The 21,273-nt window shown below is 38.5% G+C and carries 17 protein-coding genes and 1 other annotated feature; of the genes, 16 read left to right on the top strand and 1 reads right to left on the bottom strand.

Annotated elements, in window-relative coordinates; translation table 11 throughout:
- Positions 1-485: 485 nt before the first annotated feature.
- Together KHA96_RS15465 and KHA96_RS15460 are read left to right on the top strand one after the other, a co-directional pair.
- The gene (locus KHA96_RS15465; RefSeq protein WP_213130217.1) at positions 486-2,243 is read left to right on the top strand and encodes an ABC transporter ATP-binding protein; all 1,758 of its coding nucleotides are present in this window, start codon (positions 486-488) and stop codon (positions 2,241-2,243) included.
- Positions 2,243-4,258 carry an ABC transporter ATP-binding protein gene (locus KHA96_RS15460; protein ID WP_249315645.1) on the top strand — a complete coding sequence of 672 codons (2,016 nt, stop codon included), beginning with the start codon at positions 2,243-2,245 and terminating at the stop codon, positions 4,256-4,258. Before KHA96_RS15465 ends, KHA96_RS15460 begins: the two co-directional genes overlap by 1 nt.
- 400 nt (positions 4,259-4,658) lie before the next feature.
- Here the strand turns inward: KHA96_RS15460 and KHA96_RS15455 are convergent, their stop codons facing one another.
- A complete protein-coding gene (locus KHA96_RS15455; protein WP_213130216.1) occupies positions 4,659-5,666 on the bottom strand; it encodes a YeiH family protein in 1,008 nt (335 codons plus the stop codon).
- Between the two features lie 115 nt (positions 5,667-5,781).
- Between KHA96_RS15455 and KHA96_RS15450 the strand changes: the two genes are divergently transcribed.
- From KHA96_RS15450 to leuB, 14 genes are all read left to right on the top strand, one after another.
- Positions 5,782-6,702, top strand: a complete 921-nt coding sequence (locus KHA96_RS15450; RefSeq protein ID WP_213130215.1) for a LysR family transcriptional regulator — start codon at positions 5,782-5,784, stop codon at positions 6,700-6,702.
- 256 nt (positions 6,703-6,958) lie between these two features.
- The gene (locus KHA96_RS15445; protein WP_213130214.1) at positions 6,959-7,501 is read left to right on the top strand and encodes a helix-turn-helix domain-containing protein; all 543 of its coding nucleotides are present in this window, start codon (positions 6,959-6,961) and stop codon (positions 7,499-7,501) included.
- A gap of 134 nt (positions 7,502-7,635) precedes the next feature.
- A complete protein-coding gene (locus tag KHA96_RS15440) occupies positions 7,636-8,739 on the top strand; it encodes an ABC transporter ATP-binding protein (protein WP_213130638.1) in 1,104 nt (367 codons plus the stop codon).
- The gene (locus tag KHA96_RS15435) at positions 8,729-9,535 is read left to right on the top strand and encodes an ABC transporter permease (RefSeq protein WP_213130213.1); all 807 of its coding nucleotides are present in this window, start codon (positions 8,729-8,731) and stop codon (positions 9,533-9,535) included. The genes KHA96_RS15440 and KHA96_RS15435 overlap by 11 nt, the downstream gene beginning before the upstream one ends.
- Positions 9,532-10,338, top strand: a complete 807-nt coding sequence (locus KHA96_RS15430; RefSeq protein WP_213130212.1) for an ABC transporter permease — start codon at positions 9,532-9,534, stop codon at positions 10,336-10,338. Before KHA96_RS15435 ends, KHA96_RS15430 begins: the two co-directional genes overlap by 4 nt.
- Entirely contained in the window at positions 10,335-11,408 is a 1,074-nt protein-coding gene (locus tag KHA96_RS15425) for an ABC transporter substrate-binding protein (protein WP_213130211.1), read from the top strand. The genes KHA96_RS15430 and KHA96_RS15425 overlap by 4 nt, the downstream gene beginning before the upstream one ends.
- A gap of 89 nt (positions 11,409-11,497) precedes the next feature.
- The gene (locus tag KHA96_RS15420) at positions 11,498-11,869 is read left to right on the top strand and encodes a hypothetical protein (RefSeq protein ID WP_249315644.1); all 372 of its coding nucleotides are present in this window, start codon (positions 11,498-11,500) and stop codon (positions 11,867-11,869) included.
- A gap of 440 nt (positions 11,870-12,309) precedes the next feature.
- Positions 12,310-13,212 (top strand): branched-chain-amino-acid transaminase, encoded by a 903-nt coding sequence (ilvE, locus tag KHA96_RS15415; RefSeq protein WP_213130210.1) that lies wholly within the window; start codon positions 12,310-12,312, stop codon positions 13,210-13,212.
- 29 nt (positions 13,213-13,241) lie between these two features.
- A complete protein-coding gene (gene ilvD / locus KHA96_RS15410; protein ID WP_213130209.1) occupies positions 13,242-14,906 on the top strand; it encodes a dihydroxy-acid dehydratase in 1,665 nt (554 codons plus the stop codon).
- A gap of 34 nt (positions 14,907-14,940) precedes the next feature.
- Positions 14,941-15,189 (top strand) — a binding site (T-box leader).
- A gap of 190 nt (positions 15,190-15,379) precedes the next feature.
- A complete protein-coding gene (gene ilvB / locus KHA96_RS15405) occupies positions 15,380-17,104 on the top strand; it encodes an acetolactate synthase large subunit (RefSeq protein WP_213130636.1) in 1,725 nt (574 codons plus the stop codon).
- The gene (ilvN, locus tag KHA96_RS15400; protein ID WP_213130208.1) at positions 17,101-17,619 is read left to right on the top strand and encodes an acetolactate synthase small subunit; all 519 of its coding nucleotides are present in this window, start codon (positions 17,101-17,103) and stop codon (positions 17,617-17,619) included. The genes ilvB and ilvN overlap by 4 nt, the downstream gene beginning before the upstream one ends.
- Before the next feature lie 17 nt (positions 17,620-17,636).
- Positions 17,637-18,662: a ketol-acid reductoisomerase gene (gene ilvC / locus KHA96_RS15395; protein ID WP_213130207.1), complete on the top strand. Its 1,026-nt coding sequence runs from the start codon at positions 17,637-17,639 to the stop codon at positions 18,660-18,662.
- Entirely contained in the window at positions 18,649-20,190 is a 1,542-nt protein-coding gene (locus tag KHA96_RS15390) for a 2-isopropylmalate synthase (protein WP_213130206.1), read from the top strand. The genes ilvC and KHA96_RS15390 overlap by 14 nt, the downstream gene beginning before the upstream one ends.
- A gap of 15 nt (positions 20,191-20,205) precedes the next feature.
- Complete coding sequence (gene leuB, locus KHA96_RS15385) at positions 20,206-21,270, top strand: 3-isopropylmalate dehydrogenase (RefSeq protein WP_213130205.1); 1,065 nt, start codon at positions 20,206-20,208, stop codon at positions 21,268-21,270.
- Positions 21,271-21,273: the final 3 nt, after the last annotated feature.

Below are 21,273 nucleotides of genomic sequence, written 5' to 3'. Positions count from 1 at the left end.
ACACTTTTTTCATAAAGATTCTTAGGCAGCAGTATATAGTTGTATAAAACCGGTCATCATGTTGTTATGAAAGTTTTTCCAAAAAGTAATTGACATGACAAAATCTCTCATGCTAACATATGAGCATTCAAAACAAATCATTTAAGGAAGGGAGGCTGATCATGATGAAAAAGTTAATTGTAAATGATTACCAATTTAATATGAATTCAGCCTGCCGTTTAATAGCATGATCTGACGTAACATTAGATTAAGGACGCGGGTTGTAGGATACCCGTGTCTTTTTTATGTGAAGCATAGCTGCGCATATTTATAGGCGCACTATGCTTTTTTCATTTTCTTTGGGGGAACAAGTGTTTCGCGCTTTTTTCATATAAAAAATTGGGGGAGGAAAAAAGATGTTGAATATTATTTTATTGATGAAAACAGTGGAGCTGGAGAGTGGGTAGCTTTCACTTGGTTGGTTGGCAAAAAGGGAGGTATGAAAAATGTTTAGTGTTTTAACAAAATTAGGATGGTTTTTTAAACAGCATTGGAAGCGTTATACTATAGCGCTTGTATTACTAGGATTTGCAAATCTCTTTGAAGTAATTCCACCGATGATTTTGGGATCGGCGATTGACAATATCTTTCTAGGATCCTTAACTTACAATACGTTATTTATATATGTGGCAATATTGGGTGGTGGAGCATTATTAAACTATTGGATTACGTACGTTTGGCAATATCAACTTTTCGGCGGGGCTTTTATAGTGGAAAAAACGCTGCGCTCCCGCTTTATGAATCATTTATTAAAGATGACTCCGACTTTTTTTGAAAAAAATAGAACTGGAGACTTAATGGCTAGAGGGACAAATGATTTACGCGCTATTTCCGTAACAGCAGGTTTCGGAGTGTTGACATTGTTTGACTCTACCTTATATATGTTAACCATTTTATTGACAATGGGATTCCTCGTTTCTTGGAAACTTACAATTGCGGCAGTTTTGCCATTACCGATTTTGGCCTGGGTTATAACAGTCCTTGGTAATAAAATTCATACTCGTTTTACAGCAGCACAAGATGCCTTTGGAGAAATGAACGACCGTGTTCTTGAATCTGTATCAGGTGTAAGGGTTACCAGAGCATACGTTCAAGAAAAGGCAAGTGAAGCTGATTTTCAAAAAATGACAGAAGACGTGTACGAAAAGAATATCCATGTTGAAAGAATCGATGCCCTTTTCACACCAGCAACAAGGATAATTACAGGGATCAGCTATATCATTGGTCTTTCTTACGGAACATACCTTGTGTTCCACCAAGAAATATCATTAGGGCTGCTCGTTTCCTTCAATGTTTATTTGGGGATGCTTACTTGGCCAATGTTTGCAATTGGTGAATTGATCAATATTATGCAAAGAGGAAATGCATCGCTTGACCGGGTTCAAGAAACTTTGAACTACGAAGAAGATGTAAAAGATCCTATCGCACCAAAATTAATCGAGCAACCGGAAACCATTCAATTAGCAGATGTTACATTTCGTTATCCGTCTTCTAAAACAAATAATTTAGCTAACTTGAATGTGCATATAAAACGCGGTGCAACCATTGGAGTTGTCGGGAAAACTGGAAGCGGAAAGACAACATTTATTAAACAGTTTTTACGGGAGTACCCTTTAGGTGATGGCGATATTTATATTTCTGATATCAACATGAAAGAACAGTCGAAAGCTCAGGTACGTAGTTGGATTGGCTATGTTCCACAAGATCACGTCCTGTTTTCTAGAAGTGTCAGGGAAAATATTCTTTTTGGCGATGACAAAGCAACGGAAGAAGATCTAAAAAAAGCGATTTACCTTGCTTATTTTGAAAAAGATTTACAAATGCTCCCGGAAGGTTTGGAAACACTTGTTGGAGAAAAAGGAGTGGCTCTTTCAGGAGGACAAAAGCAAAGAATTTCAATTGCGCGGGCGCTAATTAAAAATCCAGAGCTATTAATATTAGATGACTCTTTATCTGCTGTAGATGGTAAAACAGAGTCTCGGATTATTAGAAATATACGCAATGAGCGCAGTGGGAAAACAACGATTATTACAACGCATCGTCTATCTGCAATCGAGCATGCCGATTGGATTATTGTTTTTGATGATGGGAAAGTTGTAGAGGAAGGAACCCATCAAGATTTATTGCAAGCTGCTGGATGGTATAAAGAACAATATGATAGACAGCAAGTGGAAGATTCGCTCCTTGAGGAGGTGAACGCATAATGACCGGTAAAAGGTTATATAAATATGCATTGTTTTTTAAAGGACTCATTATTGCTGCATTGACGATGCTGACTGTTTCAGTTGGTGCAGACGTCCTTGGCCCATTTATTGCGAAAAAGCTGATTGATGAACATATTTTAGGAATTGAAGATCATTGGCTTGAGGCAAGTCAAGGGAAATCAGCGGTAGAGTTTGAAGGGAATTCTTATGTAAGAGAACTGTATGCTACAGAAAAGGAAATGGCCGAAGACAGAAATAGAGCAACAATTATACAAGTTGATAAAAAATTTTACTTTGTAAATGACATCGTTCCATTTGAAGGGGAGCGTGCGGTTAAGGACAATAAAATTTCAATCACTTCACAAGGCGAAACAAAAGAATATACAGCAAAAAAACTTTCGGTTAACGATACGCTCGCTTTCTATAAGCCCGAAATACCTGCTATTACGAAGTTGCTTGCTCTCTACTTTGGTTTATTCGTTTTTTCTGCGATCTTTAGCTATGGACAGTACTTTTATTTGCAAAAAGCGGCAAATCGTATTATTCAAAAAATGCGAATGGATATATTTGCACATGTACAGCGTTTGCCTATCCGTTACTTTGATGATTTACCAGCAGGAAAAGTTGTTGCACGAATAACAAATGATACGGAAGCAATCCGGGAACTGTATGTTGCGGTATTATCAAATTTCTTTACTGGATTCATCTATATCATTGGAATTTTTACAGCAATGTTTATTTTAGATGCTAGGCTGGCTTTGCTATGTATGCTGCTCATTCCAATATTATTTGCATGGATGATTTTTTATAGAAAGTTTGCTTCTAAATACAATCATGTAATTCGTTCTAAAGTAAGTGAACTAAATGCAATGATCAATGAATCCATTCAAGGAATGACAATTATTCAAGCGTTCCGCCGTGAAAAGCAAATGAGCGCAGAGTTTGAAGAAATGAACGAGACGCATTTTCGCTATCAAAATAAACTGCTAATATTGAACTCTTTATCATCCCATAATTTTGTAGGGGTGTTAAAAAACATTGTTTTCGTCGGATTCATTTGGTATTTCGGGAGTAATTCACTAGGTGCTCATTCAGTTGTGACAATTGGTGTTTTATATGCCTATGTTGATTACATCAACAGACTATTTTACCCTGTTATGAATATCGTGAATCAATTCTCCAATCTTGAGCAAGCATTAGTTGCTGGGGAACGCGTTTTTCGCTTGCTTGACGAAAAAGGTGAAGAGGTCAGTACTGAAAAAATGGAACGGTATAAAGGAAATGTCGAGTTTGACCATGTGTATTTTGGATATAAAGAAAATGAAGATGTATTAAAAGATATCCATTTTAAAGCGAAACAAGGGGAAACAGTGGCACTTGTCGGACACACAGGATCGGGAAAAAGTTCCATTATGAATATTTTATTCCGCTTTTATGATTCCAATCGAGGCGAGATTAGAATTGATGGAAAAAATATACAAGATATACCAAAACAAACGCTGCGAGAACATATGGGAATCGTTTTGCAAGATCCATATCTGTTTACTGGAACGATTGCATCAAATGTCAGTTTGAATGACCCGCGGATTTCGCGCAAAAAGGTTGAAGACGCATTGAAAGCAGTTGGAGCTGATCGAGTTCTGAAAAATTTAGAAAAAGGGATTGATGAGCCTGTAGTTGAAAAGGGAAGCACACTTTCATCTGGACAGCGCCAGCTAATTTCTTTTGCTCGTGCATTAGCATTCGATCCAGCTATTCTCATTTTAGATGAAGCAACCTCCAGCATCGATACTGAAACAGAAACGATCATTCAAGAAGCGATGAATGTACTGAAAAAAGGACGTACAACCTTCATTATTGCGCATAGGCTTTCAACAATTAAAAATGCAGATCAGATTTTAGTCCTTGATCGCGGAACGATCGTTGAACGCGGAAACCACGACGACCTAATGGAGAAAAAAGGTAAATACTATCAAATGTACCAACTCCAGCTGGGACAGAAGCTTGGCGCATAATAGAAAAGCGGAAGCGCCTGTCCATCGACGTATGGATTTCGAATTCCCTGACGAGATAAAGGAAACACGATGAGTCCAAAGGACGAATCGATGTTGACTTATCGTAGGAAGGGGAGCAGAAATCCACAAGTCGATAGGCGCAGTAGCTAGACCAAAAATCAAAAAACGGCACTTCCAATTTTGGGGTGCCGTTTTTTAGTATGAAATATTACAGTTCAATATGCTCTCCAATCCATATTCGGGGAATTGTAGGTCACGATGGTTCGTCCAATGTGCCATTCACCTCTTATTGTGATGGTTGGAGGGTCACGATGAATCCGTTCATCGTGACCCCCAAGTCAAGATTTCTATAGGTTAAAGGAACGCACTTCTGTTCTTTAAAAGAAGTGCCGTTTTGCATTCAAATAATAAAAAATACTAATACGGATAAGGCCAATGACGTAATCACCATAGCGATTAGTGGTTTTAATGCTTTTGTTTTTAGATCGCTAAGGCTTACGTTTAATCCGAGGCCAACCATGGCGGCTGTCAATAGCCAGCTAGTGACCGATGTAACAACGCTTTTTACACTTTCAGGATAGGGAATGGAATGTCCTAAAACATAGCTCCCGATCACACTCATAATAATAAAACCGATTAAAAACCATGGGAATTCAATTTTAGCAGAATTGCTGTCATCCACAGATTTTCTCTTCATCCAATACATAAAAAGAAAACAAAGGGGAATAAGCAAAAATACGCGACCTAATTTAGCTAGCAACCCAATTGCTAATGCATCTTCACCGCCAACATCTGCTGCAAGGATAACTTGGGCAATTTCATGAAGACTCATACCAGCCCAAGTGCCGAACTCGATATCTGTAAGAGGTAAAAACGGACGAACAAGGGTATAGCCTATGGCGAACACAGTTCCTACGAGCGCAATAATTCCGACACTAATGGCGGTATCTTCATCCTTAGATTTAATAATAGGTGCGACTGCCGCGATTGCTGCTGCGCCGCATACACCCGTGCCGACACCAAGCAATAAGGAGATTGTAGGATTTGCCTTCAAACGCTTAGCGATCCAAACGGTTACAAAAATAGCGAAAATAATGACACCAACATCACGAGCTAGCAGTCCTAGTCCATCTTGAAGTACGACCGCTATATCTAATTTAAGACCGTATAAAATAATTGCCATTCTTAATAATCTTTTCGATGAAAATACAATGCCTGGGCGAATCTGTTCAGGGTAGCCAAAGATTTGTCTATAAACAATTGCGATAATGATGGCACAAGCAAGTTGGCCAACCATATTGAATCCTGGCACTTTTGCTAACCAAAATCCGAGGAAGGCTATTAAAAATGTAAAGGCAATTCCGCCCACCATGGGAATGCCTACTGTCCTTTTTTGGTGTTTTTCCATAAAACGACCTCCAATTATTAAGTCCTCTTCCAGAATAATACTTATTATCTTATAAGGAAAATAAATGATTATAATAGTAATAATAAGTAAGTGCTTATAGTAGAGGTGAGGATGAATGGAGCAGAAGTTGGAAGTATTCGTGAAAGTCGCAGAGAAAGAAAGTTTTTCCCGGGCGGCAGAAGAACTTCATATGACTCAGCCCGCAGTCAGTCAATATATTCAACAATTTGAGCGGGAAATGGGAACGAAGTTATTAGAACGGAGTAATAAGTATGTTCGTCTAAATAAAGCGGGTGAGATTGTTTATCATCATGCAAAAGAAATTATTGGACTGTATACAAAAATGCAGCGCTTAGTTGATGATGTGACGAATAAAACGAGTGGCCCCTTATCAATTGGAGCAAGCTATACATTTGGAGAATATGTGTTGCCGCATATCATTGCCCATACACTCGAAAAATATCCACTAATTAAACCAACAATTACGATCGGAAACACAAAAGAAATAGCGGAACTTGTTACTGGCAATCAATTAGATATTGGAATCATTGAAGGAGGATTACGCAATTCGAAGTTAAAACTAGAACCATTTTTAGAGGATGAAATGTATGTCGTAGTTTCATCAAATCATCGATTGGCTACAATAAAAAAAGAAATAGTATGTTCTGAACTTGCGAATGAAACATGGATTGTCCGCGAGAATGGATCAGGAACGAGAGAAGCAACAGAACACGTTTTCCAACTATTTGGCATCTCCCCTACAGTAATGAAATTCGGAAGCAATCAACTTATTAAAGAATCAGTAGAAGCTGGATTAGGAGTAAGTCTACTTTCCCAATGGGCCACGAGAAAAGAAGTGGAACTAGGGACATTAAAAATTTTAAAGGTAAAAGGTCTACCTTTTAAACGCCAGTTTTCCATTATTGTTCAAACGCCTTTTCATACAAAATCGATGGATAGCTTTCTAAATTTATTGAGGGCAGATGATCTACTGTCAAACATTGAAAAAGATCGACCTAAACAAATTCAATCATAAATGGCTTTTTAAAGTTTATTGCGGAATAAAGAAAGTTTCAGTTGCAGATTAATATTGCATTTATATTTAAAAAGAAAGCGAAACTGCTGCCAGAAATCAATGGACAAATTTAGCAAGACAAAAAGTAAAAAAAGTATTGAAGTATCTACATATTTCGGTATAATAATTTGAGGTTAAAAGTAAACTGAAAGTTTTGTTATACTAAACTTTATTTACTTAGAGTTTACTAATATTAAACATGATTGAGGTCATATTGATGCTGATCGGAAATAAAATTAAGAATTTGCGATTGAAGAAAGGGCTGACGCAAGAGGAGTTAGGGGAACGCACTGATTTAAGCAAAGGTTATATTTCACAGTTGGAAAGAGATTTAAGCTCTCCTTCAATCGATACTTTTTTTAACATACTGGAAGTACTAGGCTGCACCCCGAAGCAATTTTTCGATGAGGAAGAGCGCGAACAAAAAGTAGTATACGGAGAAGAAGATCAAACTGAATACAAAGATGATGAAAAGGGATATGAGATCAAATGGTTAGTTCCTGAATCTAATGAAATGGAAATGGAACCAATTTGGCTTACGTTAGAGGAAAATGGGGAGTTCAAGCAATTTGAACCTTCTCTTTCTGAAACCTTCGCATACGTGATCAAGGGTCAGGTTGTGATTCAATTGGGCAAACATACGTATTATGCTAAAGCCGGTGAATCTATTTATTTTCATGCATCTCATCAACATCAGATTAGCAATGTACACAAAGGTGTTTCGGAGCTAATCTTGGTTGCGACCGATTCTTATTTGTAAAGTCTCTTTTTTCAAATACTTGATGATAGAAAATATAAATTTGACTTTATAATTATATGGCTATTAGGCTTTTACAAACAACAAACATTAAAGAAACAGCTTTTGGAAAAAATGATGTAAATGGAGGGGCAATGATGACAGATAAGACGATTATACGTTTTGAAAATGTATCAAAACAATATGATGATGAACTAGTTTTGGATGATGTAAGCTTTGAAATCGAACGTGGGAAATTTTATACCTTGCTCGGTCCTTCTGGGTGTGGAAAGACTACAATTCTACGTTTGATTGCCGGATTCATTGAACCTTCAAAAGGGGCCATTTTTTTTAACGGGAAAAAGATCAATAAAATTCCTGCAAATGAGCGTCAAGTGAATACAGTATTTCAGGATTATGCTTTATTTCCACATTTAAATGTTTTTGAAAATGTCGCATTTGGCTTGCGAATTAAGAAAAAGAAAAAAGCGGAAATCGATCAAAAGGTAAAAGAAGCGCTGAAATTTGTAAACTTGGCTGGTTATGAAAATCGCGAAATAAATGAGATGTCAGGAGGGCAACGTCAACGTGTAGCGATTGCACGTGCCATCGTAAATGAACCTCAAGTCATTTTACTAGACGAGCCGCTATCAGCGCTTGATTTAAAATTGAGAACGGAAATGCAATATGAGCTTCGTGAATTGCAGCAACGACTCGGCATTACCTTTATTTTTGTTACCCATGATCAAGAAGAAGCACTGGCGATGTCCGATGAAATTTTTGTTATTAACAAAGGGAAAATTCAGCAGAGCGGAACTCCTATTGATATTTATGATGAGCCCATTAACCGTTTTGTTGCAGATTTTATCGGAGAATCGAATATTATTCCTGGAAAGATGATTAAAGATTTCTTAGTCGAATTTAACGGTAAACAATATGATTGTGTTGACCAAGGCTTTAATCCGAATGAATCCGTTGAAATTGTCATTAGACCGGAAGATTTGGAAATTACTTCGAGAGATTCTGAAAATTTACATGTTAGGGTAGATTCACAGCTGTTCCGAGGTGTTCATTACGAAATATGCTGTTACGATGAGGCAGGAAATGAGTGGCTTGTCCATTCTACAAAGAAAGCAGAAGCTGGAGATGAAGTTGGACTTCGTTTTGATCCCGAGGCCATTCATGTCATGCGTTTTGGTGAAACGGAAGAAGAGTTTGATAAACGCTTGGAAGCTTATGATGAGGTAAGCCATGCGAAATAAAACGCGGAACTTTTATTTGATTCCATATGTTGTGTGGATTGCATTATTTGTTGTGGCACCTATTTTACTCGTTGTTTATTATTCCTTTTTTGATATTGATGGCAATTTTACAATAACCAATTACCAAAAGTTCTTCACACCTGTTTATTTAAAAATGACGCTTAGTTCTTTTTGGTATGCTTTCTTAATTACAGCTTTTTCATTATTGATTGCATACCCGACAGCGTATTTCATAACTAAGACAAAGCATGGGCAACTATGGATTTTACTAATTATTTTACCTTCCTGGATTAACTTGCTTTTAAAAGCATATGCATTCCTTGGAATATTCGGAGCTTATGGACCAGCAAACAACTTTCTTGAAGTAATAGGAATAGGTTCGAAGCAAATATTATTTACGGATTTTAGTTTTATTTTTGTTGCAGTTTATATTTTTATTCCATTTATGATTCTTCCGATTTACAATGCGCTTGAGAAAATGAATCCATCTTTAGTCGATGCTGCGAGTGATCTTGGGGCTTCTACATGGACAACTTTTAGAAGAGTTATTTTCCCGCTAACTTTAGACGGAGTAAAATCAGGTTGTCAGGCTGTATTTATTCCGGCTCTTTCCTTGTTCATGATTACAAGACTAATCTCAGGGAACCGTGTTATTACTCTCGGTACGGCGATTGAACAACATTTTCTCGTCACACAGGACTGGGGAATGGGTGCCACAATTGCGGTTTTCTTAATTATCGCAATGGCGGTTATTATGATTTTAACTGGTAATAGAAAACGGGGTGATCTCGTATGAATGGAAAAAGCAAATTTGCTAAATTATATTTGATCATTGTTTTTTTCATATTGTATGCTCCGATTCTATATCTAATGTATTATTCCTTTAATAGCGGGGGAACGATGCGTGATTTTGAAGGTTTTACGTTTGAATGGTACGGGGAAGTTTTCCAAGATACGAGGCTTATCATCATAGCATTAAATACGTTAATCATCGCATTGCTTTCAGCAGCGATCTCCACGATTCTTGGAGTTGTCGGAGCTCTTGCGATAACGTATGTTAAGAGACTGCGGTATAAAAATACGCTTCAAACATTAAATAACGTTTTAATCGTTAGCCCAGACGTCATAATTGGAGCATCTTTCCTCATTATGTTTACGATGATTGGGATTAAGCTAGGTTTTACATCGGTCTTATTATCTCATATTGCATTCAGTGTACCAATCGTTGTCATTATGGTGTTGCCTAAGCTTCAAGAAATGAGATCTTCCCTCATTGACGCAGCTAGGGATCTTGGTGCTACGAATTGGGATATTTTATCAAAGGTTATTTTGCCTTATATTACACCAGGTATTTTTGCGGGCTTTTTCATGGCATTAACGTATTCGCTTGATGACTTCGCTGTTACGTTTTTTGTAACTGGCAATGGATTTTCAACATTATCAGTCGAAATTTACTCACGTGCTCGCCAAGGAATTTCATTAGAAATTAATGCATTATCGACACTGATCTTTTTACTGACTCTTGTGCTTGTCATTGGATACTATTTTGTTAACCAGCGCAACGTGAGAACACAAGCTGCGGGGGTGAGGAAATCATGAGTAAATTAGTACGTTTATTTTCTCTCATCTTTATTGTTTCTTTTGCCTTGATGTATCTGACTTCTCATATGAATTCATCACAAGGATATACGAGTGGAAATGTTTTGAATGTTTATAATTGGGGAGATTATATTGATCCTGATTTAATTAAGAAATTCGAGAAAGAAACAGGGATAAAAGTGATTTACGAAACATTTGATTCAAATGAGGCGATGATGACAAAAATATCACAAGGCGGTACATCTTATGATATTTCAGTCCCTTCGGAATATGCGATTAGCAAAATGGAAGAGGAAAATTTACTCCTGCCGCTTGATCATAGTAAATTGCCCAACTTAAAATATATTGATAAACGGTTTATGGATTTGTCTTTTGATCCAAATAATCAATACTCTATACCTTATTTTTGGGGTACAGTTGGAATTGTGTATAATCCGAAAATGCTTGACGGAAAAGAAATTAAAAGCTGGAATGATTTATGGGATCCAGATTTAAAAAATCAAATATTCCTTGTCGATGGTGCCCGTGAGATCATTGGGATGGGACTGAACAGTTTGCATTATTCATTAAATGAAACGAATAAAGACCGTCTTTTGGAAGCGAAACACAAACTTGATAAACTTACGCCTAATGTTAAAGCAATTATTGGTGATGAAATAAAATTACTTATTGCCAATGAAGAAGCTGCTATTGGAGTAACATGGTCTGGAGAAGCAGCGGATATTATGTGGGAAAATGAAGATATTGACTATGTTGTCCCGGAAGAAGGCTCAAATTTGTGGTTTGATAATATGGTTATTCCTAAATCCTCCCAAAATGTGGAAGGTGCCCACAAATTTATTAACTTTATGCTTGATCCTGAAAATGCTGCCCAAAACGCTGAATATATTGGTTATTCGACTCCAAATTCAAAAGCATTAGAATATATGCCAGAAGACATGACAAGCGATGAACGGTTTTACCCTTCTCCGGAGTTAACAGAACGTCTTGAAGTGTATGATAACTTAGGGAAGAAGATGTTAGCTCACTATAATGATCTATTTTTAGAATTTAAGATGCATCGTAAATAAAAAATTAAGGCTGACGAGACTACTCGGCAGCCTACTTTTCTTTTGGGACAGATGATATACTAGATATATGTAGAAAGGAGGCGAATAAAATGGAGATGGCTAAAGAAATTATGGGCATCCTGTATGAGATAAAGGATACATTGAATGAGCATAGCGGGATATTAAGAGAGCATAGCCAAATTTTAAATCAACATAGCCAGATATTAAATGAGCATAGTCAAAAACTGGACATGCATAGTGAAACTTTAAAAGAGCATGGGTTCATTTTAAGTGGGTTAAGAAATGGACAAGAGATGCTAAAAGCTGAATTGAGTGAGATGCGTCATCAGAATGCCAAAGAATTTGGAGAAATTAAAGAACAAATGAAAGATATGGGAGATAGCATCGATATTCTGAAAGATGACACTTGGCATAATAAAAAAGATATCCTACGAATAAAAAAAACGATGGGAATGGCATAAATTCACCATTAGAATATCCACATATTAAAAAAACCCCTAAATCCCCATAAAATAATTTCCATAGCAAGCAGCTGCGTACTAATTTCCTTTAAAAGGTTGACATTCACGCAGCTGTTTTTTAATTGCTTTTTCCTATAAAAAAATAAGCACAGCTGTCAAATTGGAGCGTTCAAAGCACGATGCAAGTAGAAATACTGATATAGTTATTCAATTGAAGATTCATAGATTAAAAAATTCATTGAAAATTCATAAATAGTATAAATTTTTCAAACGTTGGTGCAAAAACAATGAAAACGGATACAAAATTAATGGACTTTTTACAACTGATAAAACATTCTGAAAATGTCTTGACCTTTCAGCAATACCGCGGTATTATTGGAACAATTTAATAAATCAAAATAACTTTGAAAATATAATTTTATAGAGAGGGGCGAATAGTAATGAGTGAACAATTGATCTTCCTTGATGGCCGATTCGTAAAAAAAGAAGAAGCTGTCGTGTCAGTGTATGATCATGGATTTCTCTACGGAGATGGAATCTTCGAAGGAATTCGTGCATATTCTGGGAATGTGTTTCGCTTAGACGAGCATTTAACACGTCTGTATGACTCAGCGAAATCAATCATGTTAACCATTCCATACACGAAAGAGGAGATGTCGAGCATTGTTACGGAAACACTCCGCAAAAACAAATTAACAGATGGATACGTTCGCCTCGTTGTATCTCGTGGAGTAGGGGACTTGGGTTTAAATCCGTATACTTGCGAAAAAGCAACAGTCATTGTCATTGCTGAACCACTAAGTATTTTTCCAAAGGAATTATACGAAACTGGACTTGAAATCATCACAGTGGCGACGAGACGGAATCGTTCAGATGTGTTAAATCCAATGGTAAAATCATTAAATTATTTAAATAATGTTCTCGTTAAAATAGAAGCAAATCTTGCTGGGGTTCCTGAAGCTCTCATGCTCAATGATCAGGGATATGTGGCGGAAGGTTCAGCGGATAATATTTTTATCATAAGAGATAAAAAAATACTAACACCTCCGGGACATGTTGGTGCCCTTGTTGGAATTACTAGAAATGCAATAATTGATATCGCTCGTGCAAAAGGATATGAAGTCGAAGAAGCCATATTTACACGGCATGATGTATATACAGCTGATGAAGTCTTCTTAACAGGAACTGCTGCAGAAGTAATTGCTGTTAAAAAAGTTGATGGAAGAATCATTGGAGATGGAAAACCTGGTCCTATAACAAAAGACCTGCTTGAAAGTTTCCGAGAGTTGACGCTTACTGACGGAGTTAATATATACGATGAATCATTAAATGTGGCTAATTAATACGGCCTAAAGAAACAGGAGATGTCATAATGAGAAGCGATATGATAAAAAAGGGGATTGATCGTGCCCCACACCGCAGCTTATTATATGCAACAGGTGTAAAAACAAGAGATTTGGAGAAACCGTTCATTGGAGTCTGTAATTCCTATATTGATATTATTCCTGGTCACAAGCACTTAAGAGAATTTGCAGATGTGGTCAAAGAAGCAATTTGGGAAGCAGGCGGGGTTCCGTTCGAGTTTAATACAATTGGGGTAGATGACGGAATTGCGATGGGTCACATTGGAATGCGTTATTCCTTGCCAAGCAGAGAGCTGATCGCAGATGCTGCAGAGACCGTTATTAATGCTCACTGGTTTGATGGAGTTTTCTACATTCCGAACTGTGATAAAATCACTCCTGGAATGTTGATGGCGGCATATAGAACGAATGTCCCTTCCATTTTTGTATCAGGTGGACCTATGGAAGGCGGAACTTCATCAGAAGGCGAACCATTAACACTTTCATCCGTTTTCGAAGGAGTTGGTGCATTCCATGCAGGGAAAATGACTGCAGAAAAACTCCTCGACATTGAACAGAATGCTTGTCCTACTTGTGGTTCCTGTTCAGGAATGTTTACTGCAAACTCAATGAACTCGCTCATGGAAATGCTAGGTGTAGCATTGCCTGGCAACGGTACAATTGTAGCGACATCAAAAGAACGCCACAGATTAATTAAAGAGGCTGCTCATCATTTAGTTAGAATGGTGAAGGAAAATGTTAAACCTCGTGATATAATTAGTGAACAAACAATCGATGATGCATTTGCACTTGATATGGCAATGGGTGGGTCAACAAACACTGTTCTTCACACATTAGCTATTGCACATGAGGCTGATATCGATTACGATTTATCTCGTATCAATGAAGTGGCTAAGCGAGTTCCATATTTATCTAAAATTGCGCCTGCATCCGATTATACAATGCAAGATGTACACGATGCCGGCGGAGTCAGTGCCATTATACGTGAACTATGCGAGATGAATGCCATTGAAAGGGATAGAATGACGGTAACAGGTAAAACTGTGTACGAAAACGTAAAAGAACATGTCATCACAAATCCTGGAGTCATTAGACCGAAAGAAAATCCATATAGTCCTGTAGGTGGACTTTCCATCCTTTACGGTAATATAGCACCGGATGGAGGCGTCATTAAAGTCGGCGCTGTAGATCCTTCGATAAAAACATTCCTTGGAAAAGCAATTGTTTTTGAATCACAAGAAGACGCGCAACAAGGTATTAATGATGGAACGGTAAAAGAAGGTCATGTTGTTGTCATTCGCTATGAAGGACCAAAAGGTGGACCTGGTATGCCGGAAATGCTTGCACCTACTGCAGCTATTGCAGGTAGAGGCCTTGGAACAAAAGTTGCACTTATTACAGACGGTCGTTTCTCAGGAGCATCTAGAGGTATATCAATCGGACATATTTCGCCGGAAGCGGCTGAGGGTGGACCCATTGCTCTAGTTGAGGATGGAGATGAGATTTTCATCGACTTAACAAATCGTACGATTGATTTAAAAGTTTCAGATGAAATTTTAGCTGAAAGAAAAGCTAATTTAAAACCATTTGAACCAAAGATCAAAAAAGGCTATTTAGCTAGATACTCTAAACTTGTTACTTCTGCCAGCACAGGCGGCGTAATGAAAATATGACAAAAAACAACTTTTATGTTATAAATGAACAAACAACAATGCAATGAAGAGGTAAAAATGAATGGAGCCCTGTATTACCAGAGAGTCGGAACTGCTGGAAACCGACAATACAGCCATTTGTGACATCGCCTCGGAGCGGGAATCCTGAAAGCTTTAGCAAGTAAGGGTTCACGGGGATAAAATGTAAGTTCCCGTTATCAATGAGTGACATAATTGTCGCTCCTGAGTCAGTGATCTACACTGAGAAGTAGGGTGGTACCATGAAAGTTTTTTCATCCCTGCATAAAAGGTTCTCCTTTTTTGTGGGCTGAAAAGACTTTTTTTTATTGGAGAAGTGGAAGGCTCTCACTCCAACAGCAGAACAAAGAAAAGTAAATATTTCATAAGTTAATGCATTAAATCAATAAAATGCGATATGTTTTAAAAAAATCAAAATTGAAAGGAAGGCGCTAGTGGTGAGTATGGGTATCCCGATGGGAACGAGTGACCAAAAATCTGACGCGGCAACAACAGTACAAGTGAAGACTGGGGCAGACCTTTTCATCGAGGCATTGCAAAAAGAGAACGTTGAAATTATGTTCGGTTATCCTGGAGGAGCTGCACTGCCAATTTATGATGCATTGCACAAAAATCCAATCAGGCACGTCTTGACGAGACATGAACAAGGAGCTATTCACGCTGCAGAAGGCTATGCAAGAGTCACTGGAAGGCCAGGGGTCGTCATTGCTACATCTGGACCCGGCGCGACGAATCTTGTTACAGGTATTGCGGATGCTATGATGGACTCATTGCCACTCGTCGTGTTCACGGGTCAAGTTGCAAGCTCTGCGCTTGGAACAGATGCATTCCAAGAATCAGACATTGTCGGCATTACAATGCCAATTACAAAACATAATTACCAAGTAAAAAGAATTGAAGATCTTGGAAGAATTATTAAAGAGGCTTTTTATATTGCGTCTACTGGACGTCCAGGACCAGTTCTAATTGATATTCCAAAAGATATTGCGTCACAACAAGTAACAAAGGTATTTCCTGATGCTTCGATTAATCTACCAGGTTATCAACCAACGACAAAGCCGAATTATTTGCAATTGCAAAAGCTTGTAAGTGTAATGGCTAATGCTAAAAAGCCATTGATTCTTGCAGGCGCGGGAGTACTATTCGCAAAAGCGTCAGATTATTTAAAAGAATTCGTTGAAAAAACTGGGTTTCCAATTACAAATACACTTCTTGGATTAGGTACAATCCCTGGGGATCATCCTCAATTTTTAGGGATGGCGGGGATGCATGGAACGTACACATCCAATATGGCTATAACTGATTGCGATTTGCTCATTAATATTGGTGCTCGCTTTGATGATCGTCTAACTGGTAACTTGAAGCACTTTGCTCCGAATGCGACGGTGGCTCATATTGATATCGATCCAGCTGAAATCGGTAAAAATGTTCCAACTGCTGTTCCGATTGTTGGAGATGCAAAAATCGTATTGGAAGAGTTACTGAACATGGAATTAAATATTCCAGATATATCAGAATGGACGGACGCTTTACAAGAAAGTAAAGAAAAATATCCGTTTAAAAAACCGGCTTCACCAGAAAATTCTCTTTCTTCACCACATGTCATCAAAATGATTCACGACATTACGGGTGGAGATGCCATTGTAACGACTGACGTTGGCCAGCATCAAATGTGGGCAGCACAATATTACGGATTTAATGGTCCGAATAATTGGGTTACTTCAGGTGGGCTAGGTACGATGGGCTTTGGGTTCCCTTCATCGATTGGTGCACAATTAGGTGAGCCTGATAAAACGGTTGTAGCAGTTACAGGAGATGGCGGTTTCCAAATGACATTGCAAGAACTTTCCATTATAAAAGAACTGAATCTTCCAGTAAAAGTTGTCATCATCAATAACAAATGTCTTGGAATGGTTCGTCAATGGCAACAAACATTTTATGAAGAGCGTTATTCTCACTCATTAATTCCAAATCAACCTGATTTTATAAAATTGGCTGAAGCTTATGGAATTAAAGGATATATAGCAACTACTGAAGAAGAAGCTAAAGCTGTATTTGAAGAAGCCTTCAATACAGACGAACCTGTATTAATTGATTGTCGAGTTATTGAAGCTGAAAATGTTTATCCGATGGTTGCCCCAGGAAAAGGACTTCATGAAATGATAGGGGTGGGAGAATGAAACGAGTTGTAACTGTAACAGTCAACAATAACCCTGGTGTGTTAAATCGTATTACCGGATTATTTGCCAAAAGGCAATTTAATATTGACAGCATTACGGTTGGCCCTACGGGAAATCCAGCTGTTTCTAAAATGACTTTCATCGTGCCAATGGATGATCCCGCTAAAATGGAGCAGCTGCTCAAGCAGTTGCAGAAACAAATTGATGTATTGAAGGTGTCGGATATTACCGATAAGTCGATTGTTACTCGTGAGTTGGCACTTATTAAAGTACAGTGTCCGCCTTCCATGCGAAGTGAAGTATATAGCATTATTGAACCTTTTAGGGCAACGGTCATCGATATGGGGAAAAACATGATCACCGTGCAAGTAACAGGGGAACCTGACAAAGTGGACGCATTTATGGAGTTGTTAAAGCCTTATGGCATTAAAGATATATCAAGAACAGGTGTAACTGCATTTGTTCGCGAACATCAAAAAACAGAAACACAACAACTATCAATTTTACAACTTTAAGAGGAGATGGAGAAAAAATGGCAAAAGTATATTACAATAACGAAATCAATGAGTCAGTATTACAAGAAAAGAAAATCGCAATTTTAGGATATGGTTCACAAGGACACGCACATGCAAGCAACTTAAAAGACAGCGGTTTTGACGTTATCGTTGGAATTAGACCTGGTAAATCTTACGATCAAGCGGTTGAAGATGGACATGAAGTTTATTCCGTTCAAGAAGCAAGTTCGAAAGCAGATATCATCATGATCTTACTTCCAGACGAAAGACAAACAGCTGTATATGAAAATGAAGTAAAACCAGAACTTTCAGCTGGTAAAGCGTTAGTATTTGCTCATGGTTTTAACGTTCACTTCAATCAAATCGTACCACCTTCAGATGTGGATGTATTCCTAGTAGCACCTAAAGGCCCAGGACATCTTGTACGCCGTACGTTTGAACAAGGTGCAGGGGTACCAGCATTATTTGCGGTATATCAAGATGCAACAGGTCAAGCAAGAGATTTAGCATTGGCTTATGCAAAAGGTGTTGGCGGCGCTCGTGCAGGTGTACTTGAAACAACATTCCAAGAAGAAACGGAAACAGATCTATTCGGAGAGCAAGCAGTGCTTTGCGGCGGAACAACTGCCCTTGTAAAAGCTGGTTTCGAAACACTTGTAGAAGCTGGATACCAACCAGAAGTAGCATACTTTGAGTGTTTACATGAATTAAAATTGATCGTAGACCTAATGTACGAAGATGGCCTTGCTGGAATGCGCTACTCTATCTCTGATACAGCACAATGGGGAGACTTCGTTTCTGGACCACGAGTTGTAGATGCTGATACGAAAGCACGTATGAAAGATATTTTGGAAGATATCCAAACTGGTAAATTCGCAAAAGGCTGGTTGCTAGAAAACCAATTGAATCGTCCAGAATTCAATGCGATTAACCGTCGTGAAAGCGAACATTTAATTGAGAAAGTAGGTCAAGAGCTTCGTGAAATGATGCCATTTGTTAAAGCTGGTAAGAAGAAAGCTGTGGTTTCAAGTGCGAAAAATTGACATATTTGATACAACCTTGCGTGATGGAGAGCAATCGGCTGGAGTGAATCTAAATACAGCTGAAAAACTCGAAATCGCGAAACAGCTTGAAAGATTCGGAGTGGATATTATGGAGGCGGGGTTTCCCGCCGCCTCTCCGGGTGATTTAGATGCTGTAAAAAAAATTGCCTCAACAATAAAAGACTCATCTGTCACAGGCCTGGCGCGTTCAGTCAAATCAGATATTGATCATGCATGGGAAGCGTTGAAAGTGGCGGAATGCCCTAGGCTCCACGTTTTCATTGCTACTTCTCCAATACACATGACGTATAAATTAAAACAAACTCCTGAACAAGTAGTGCAAACAACGATTGAAACGATTAAGTATGCAAAAAGTTTTTTTCCAATCGTTCAATGGTCAGCTGAGGATGCATTCCGCTCCGATCGAGCTTTCCTCACTCAAATCGTAGAACAGGCTATTAAAGCCGGTGCATCGGTTATTAATATTCCAGATACAGTTGGCTACGCGACCCCTGAGGAATACGGAGCATTATTTAAGTATTTAAAAGAAAATGTTCCGAATATTAGGGAAGCTACACTTTCGGCTCACTGCCACAATGACCTTGGAATGGCAGTTGCCAATACACTTGCAGCGATTGAAAATGGCGCTGATCAAATCGAAGGTACTGTAAATGGTATTGGGGAAAGAGCAGGTAATGTCGCTTTGGAAGAAGTGGGCGTCGCTCTTTATACGAGGAAAGATTTTTATCAAATCGAAACAAACTTAACGTTGAATGAAATAAAACGTACAAGCCAGCTTGTTAGCAAGTTAACAGGAATGGCCGTTCAAGCGAATAAAGCGGTAGTCGGCAAAAATGCTTTCGCACACGAATCAGGCATTCATCAAGATGGAGTTTTAAAAGAGCCGACAACATATGAAATCATTACACCAGAACTTATCGGCGAAACGTCAAACAGTTTAGTGTTAGGAAAACATTCTGGGCGACACGCTTTCCAAGATCGTGCTAAATCTTTTGGGTTTGAACTAGATTCCAAATCTTTGAATCATGCATTTATACAATTTAAAAAACTAGCCGATCGCAAGAAAGAAATTACGAATGAAGATTTATGGACGATTTTAACGAATGAGCAGTTAAAAGATTCGGAGACTTCTATATACGAACTTGAAACTGTCGGCGTTCAATATACATCGGTGCAAGAGCCTTTGGCAACTGTTACCGTAAAAACACCTGATGGCAACATAGTTGGAGAAGCAACGAGTGGTGCGGGAAGTGTTGAAGCTATCTTTAATGCACTTGAAAAAGTGGTGGAAGGAGAAGTCCATGTATTGGATTATCGAGTTTCATCTATAGGAAAAGGCAGGGATGCTCTTGCCGAAGCAGTCATTAATATAACATTTAATGGCGAGGTTCTTTCAGGTAGAGATTCTGCGCAGGATGTATTAGAAGCATCTGCTAAAGCATATTTAAATGCTGTGAATCGCATACTGCTTCAATCACAAATGAAGCAGTTAATGACAACCGTATAGAAGGGGAAGTTGAGATTGAAGAAACGAGTAGCTGTATTACGTGGAGACGGAATAGGAAAAGAAGTGACAGATTCAAGCCTAGCAGTATTAGAAGCAATTGGGCGTCGTTTTCATCACGAATTTGAATGGGTATACGGCCTGCTCGGTGGAGAGGCCATTGACAAAGTTGGTCAGCCATTGCCAGATGAAACAATCCGAATTTGTGAAGAAAGTGATGCGATTATTCTTGGAGCAGTCGGCGGACCAAAATGGGATAACAATCCATCTGATCTTCGACCTGAAAGAGGGCTTCTCCAAATTCGTAAACACTTTGAATTAAGTGTAAATCTCCGACCTGTACAGGCTTTTAAAAGCCTGCTCTCTGTTTCTCCTTTGAAGGAAGAAGTTGCTGAAGGCGTCGACATGATGATTGTAAGGGAACTTACAGGTGGCTTGTATTTCGGTGAACCAAGTTTCCATGATGACGATAAAGCAGTTGATACTTTAGTTTACGGCCGTGATGAAATAGAGCGTGTAGTCATTCACGCCTTTGATTTGGCAAAACAACGCAAGAACAAAGTAACATCAGTTGATAAAGCGAATGTACTTGAGTCAAGCAAGCTTTGGAGAAAAATTGTCGAAGAAGTTGCAGCTAGATACCCAGAAGTAGAATATGAACATATGCTTGTAGATGCGGCAGCGATGAAATTAATCACGTATCCAGCAGCTTTTGATGTAATCGTAACGGAAAACATGTTTGGGGATATTTTAAGCGATGAAGCTTCTGTCATTACAGGTTCACTTGGAATGTTGCCATCGGCTAGTCTTCGTGCAGACGGTTTTGGATTATATGAACCCATTCATGGATCCGCACCTGATATTGCCGGGAAAAATATCGCCAATCCGCTTGGAGCTATTTTATCAACAGCAATGATGCTGCGCAGCTCGTTCGGAATGTTAGAAGAAGCGAATGCGGTTGAGGCGGCAGTTAAAAATGTTCTTGAGGCAGGCTATTGTACAAGTGAATTCAAAAATATCGGAAGGCAAGTATTATCCACGACTGACATGACTGAAAAGATTGTCAGCGAAATTGAACGGTGAGGT

This window comes from Bacillus sp. FJAT-49711 (assembly GCF_018343715.1).
Taxonomy (GTDB): Bacteria; Bacillota; Bacilli; order Bacillales; family Bacillaceae_C; genus Lederbergia.
The sequence above is the reverse complement of the archived record's forward strand: the minus strand, read 5'-3'. Positions and strand labels throughout refer to the sequence as shown.

Coding starts and splice junctions, on each gene's coding strand:
- KHA96_RS15420 (WP_249315644.1), top strand. CDS start 11,498: ATGGAGATGGCTAAAGAAATTATGGGCATCCTGTATGAGATAAAGGAT.
- KHA96_RS15460 (WP_249315645.1), top strand. CDS start 2,243: ATGACCGGTAAAAGGTTATATAAATATGCATTGTTTTTTAAAGGACTC.
- KHA96_RS15440 (WP_213130638.1), top strand. CDS start 7,636: ATGACAGATAAGACGATTATACGTTTTGAAAATGTATCAAAACAATAT.
- KHA96_RS15450 (WP_213130215.1), top strand. CDS start 5,782: ATGGAGCAGAAGTTGGAAGTATTCGTGAAAGTCGCAGAGAAAGAAAGT.
- ilvB (WP_213130636.1), top strand. CDS start 15,380: ATGGGAACGAGTGACCAAAAATCTGACGCGGCAACAACAGTACAAGTG.
- KHA96_RS15430 (WP_213130212.1), top strand. CDS start 9,532: ATGAATGGAAAAAGCAAATTTGCTAAATTATATTTGATCATTGTTTTT.
- KHA96_RS15425 (WP_213130211.1), top strand. CDS start 10,335: ATGAGTAAATTAGTACGTTTATTTTCTCTCATCTTTATTGTTTCTTTT.
- KHA96_RS15445 (WP_213130214.1), top strand. CDS start 6,959: ATGCTGATCGGAAATAAAATTAAGAATTTGCGATTGAAGAAAGGGCTG.
- KHA96_RS15455 (WP_213130216.1), bottom strand. CDS start 5,666: ATGGAAAAACACCAAAAAAGGACAGTAGGCATTCCCATGGTGGGCGGA.
- KHA96_RS15435 (WP_213130213.1), top strand. CDS start 8,729: ATGCGAAATAAAACGCGGAACTTTTATTTGATTCCATATGTTGTGTGG.
- ilvC (WP_213130207.1), top strand. CDS start 17,637: ATGGCAAAAGTATATTACAATAACGAAATCAATGAGTCAGTATTACAA.
- ilvN (WP_213130208.1), top strand. CDS start 17,101: ATGAAACGAGTTGTAACTGTAACAGTCAACAATAACCCTGGTGTGTTA.
- ilvD (WP_213130209.1), top strand. CDS start 13,242: ATGAGAAGCGATATGATAAAAAAGGGGATTGATCGTGCCCCACACCGC.
- KHA96_RS15465 (WP_213130217.1), top strand. CDS start 486: ATGTTTAGTGTTTTAACAAAATTAGGATGGTTTTTTAAACAGCATTGG.
- ilvE (WP_213130210.1), top strand. CDS start 12,310: ATGAGTGAACAATTGATCTTCCTTGATGGCCGATTCGTAAAAAAAGAA.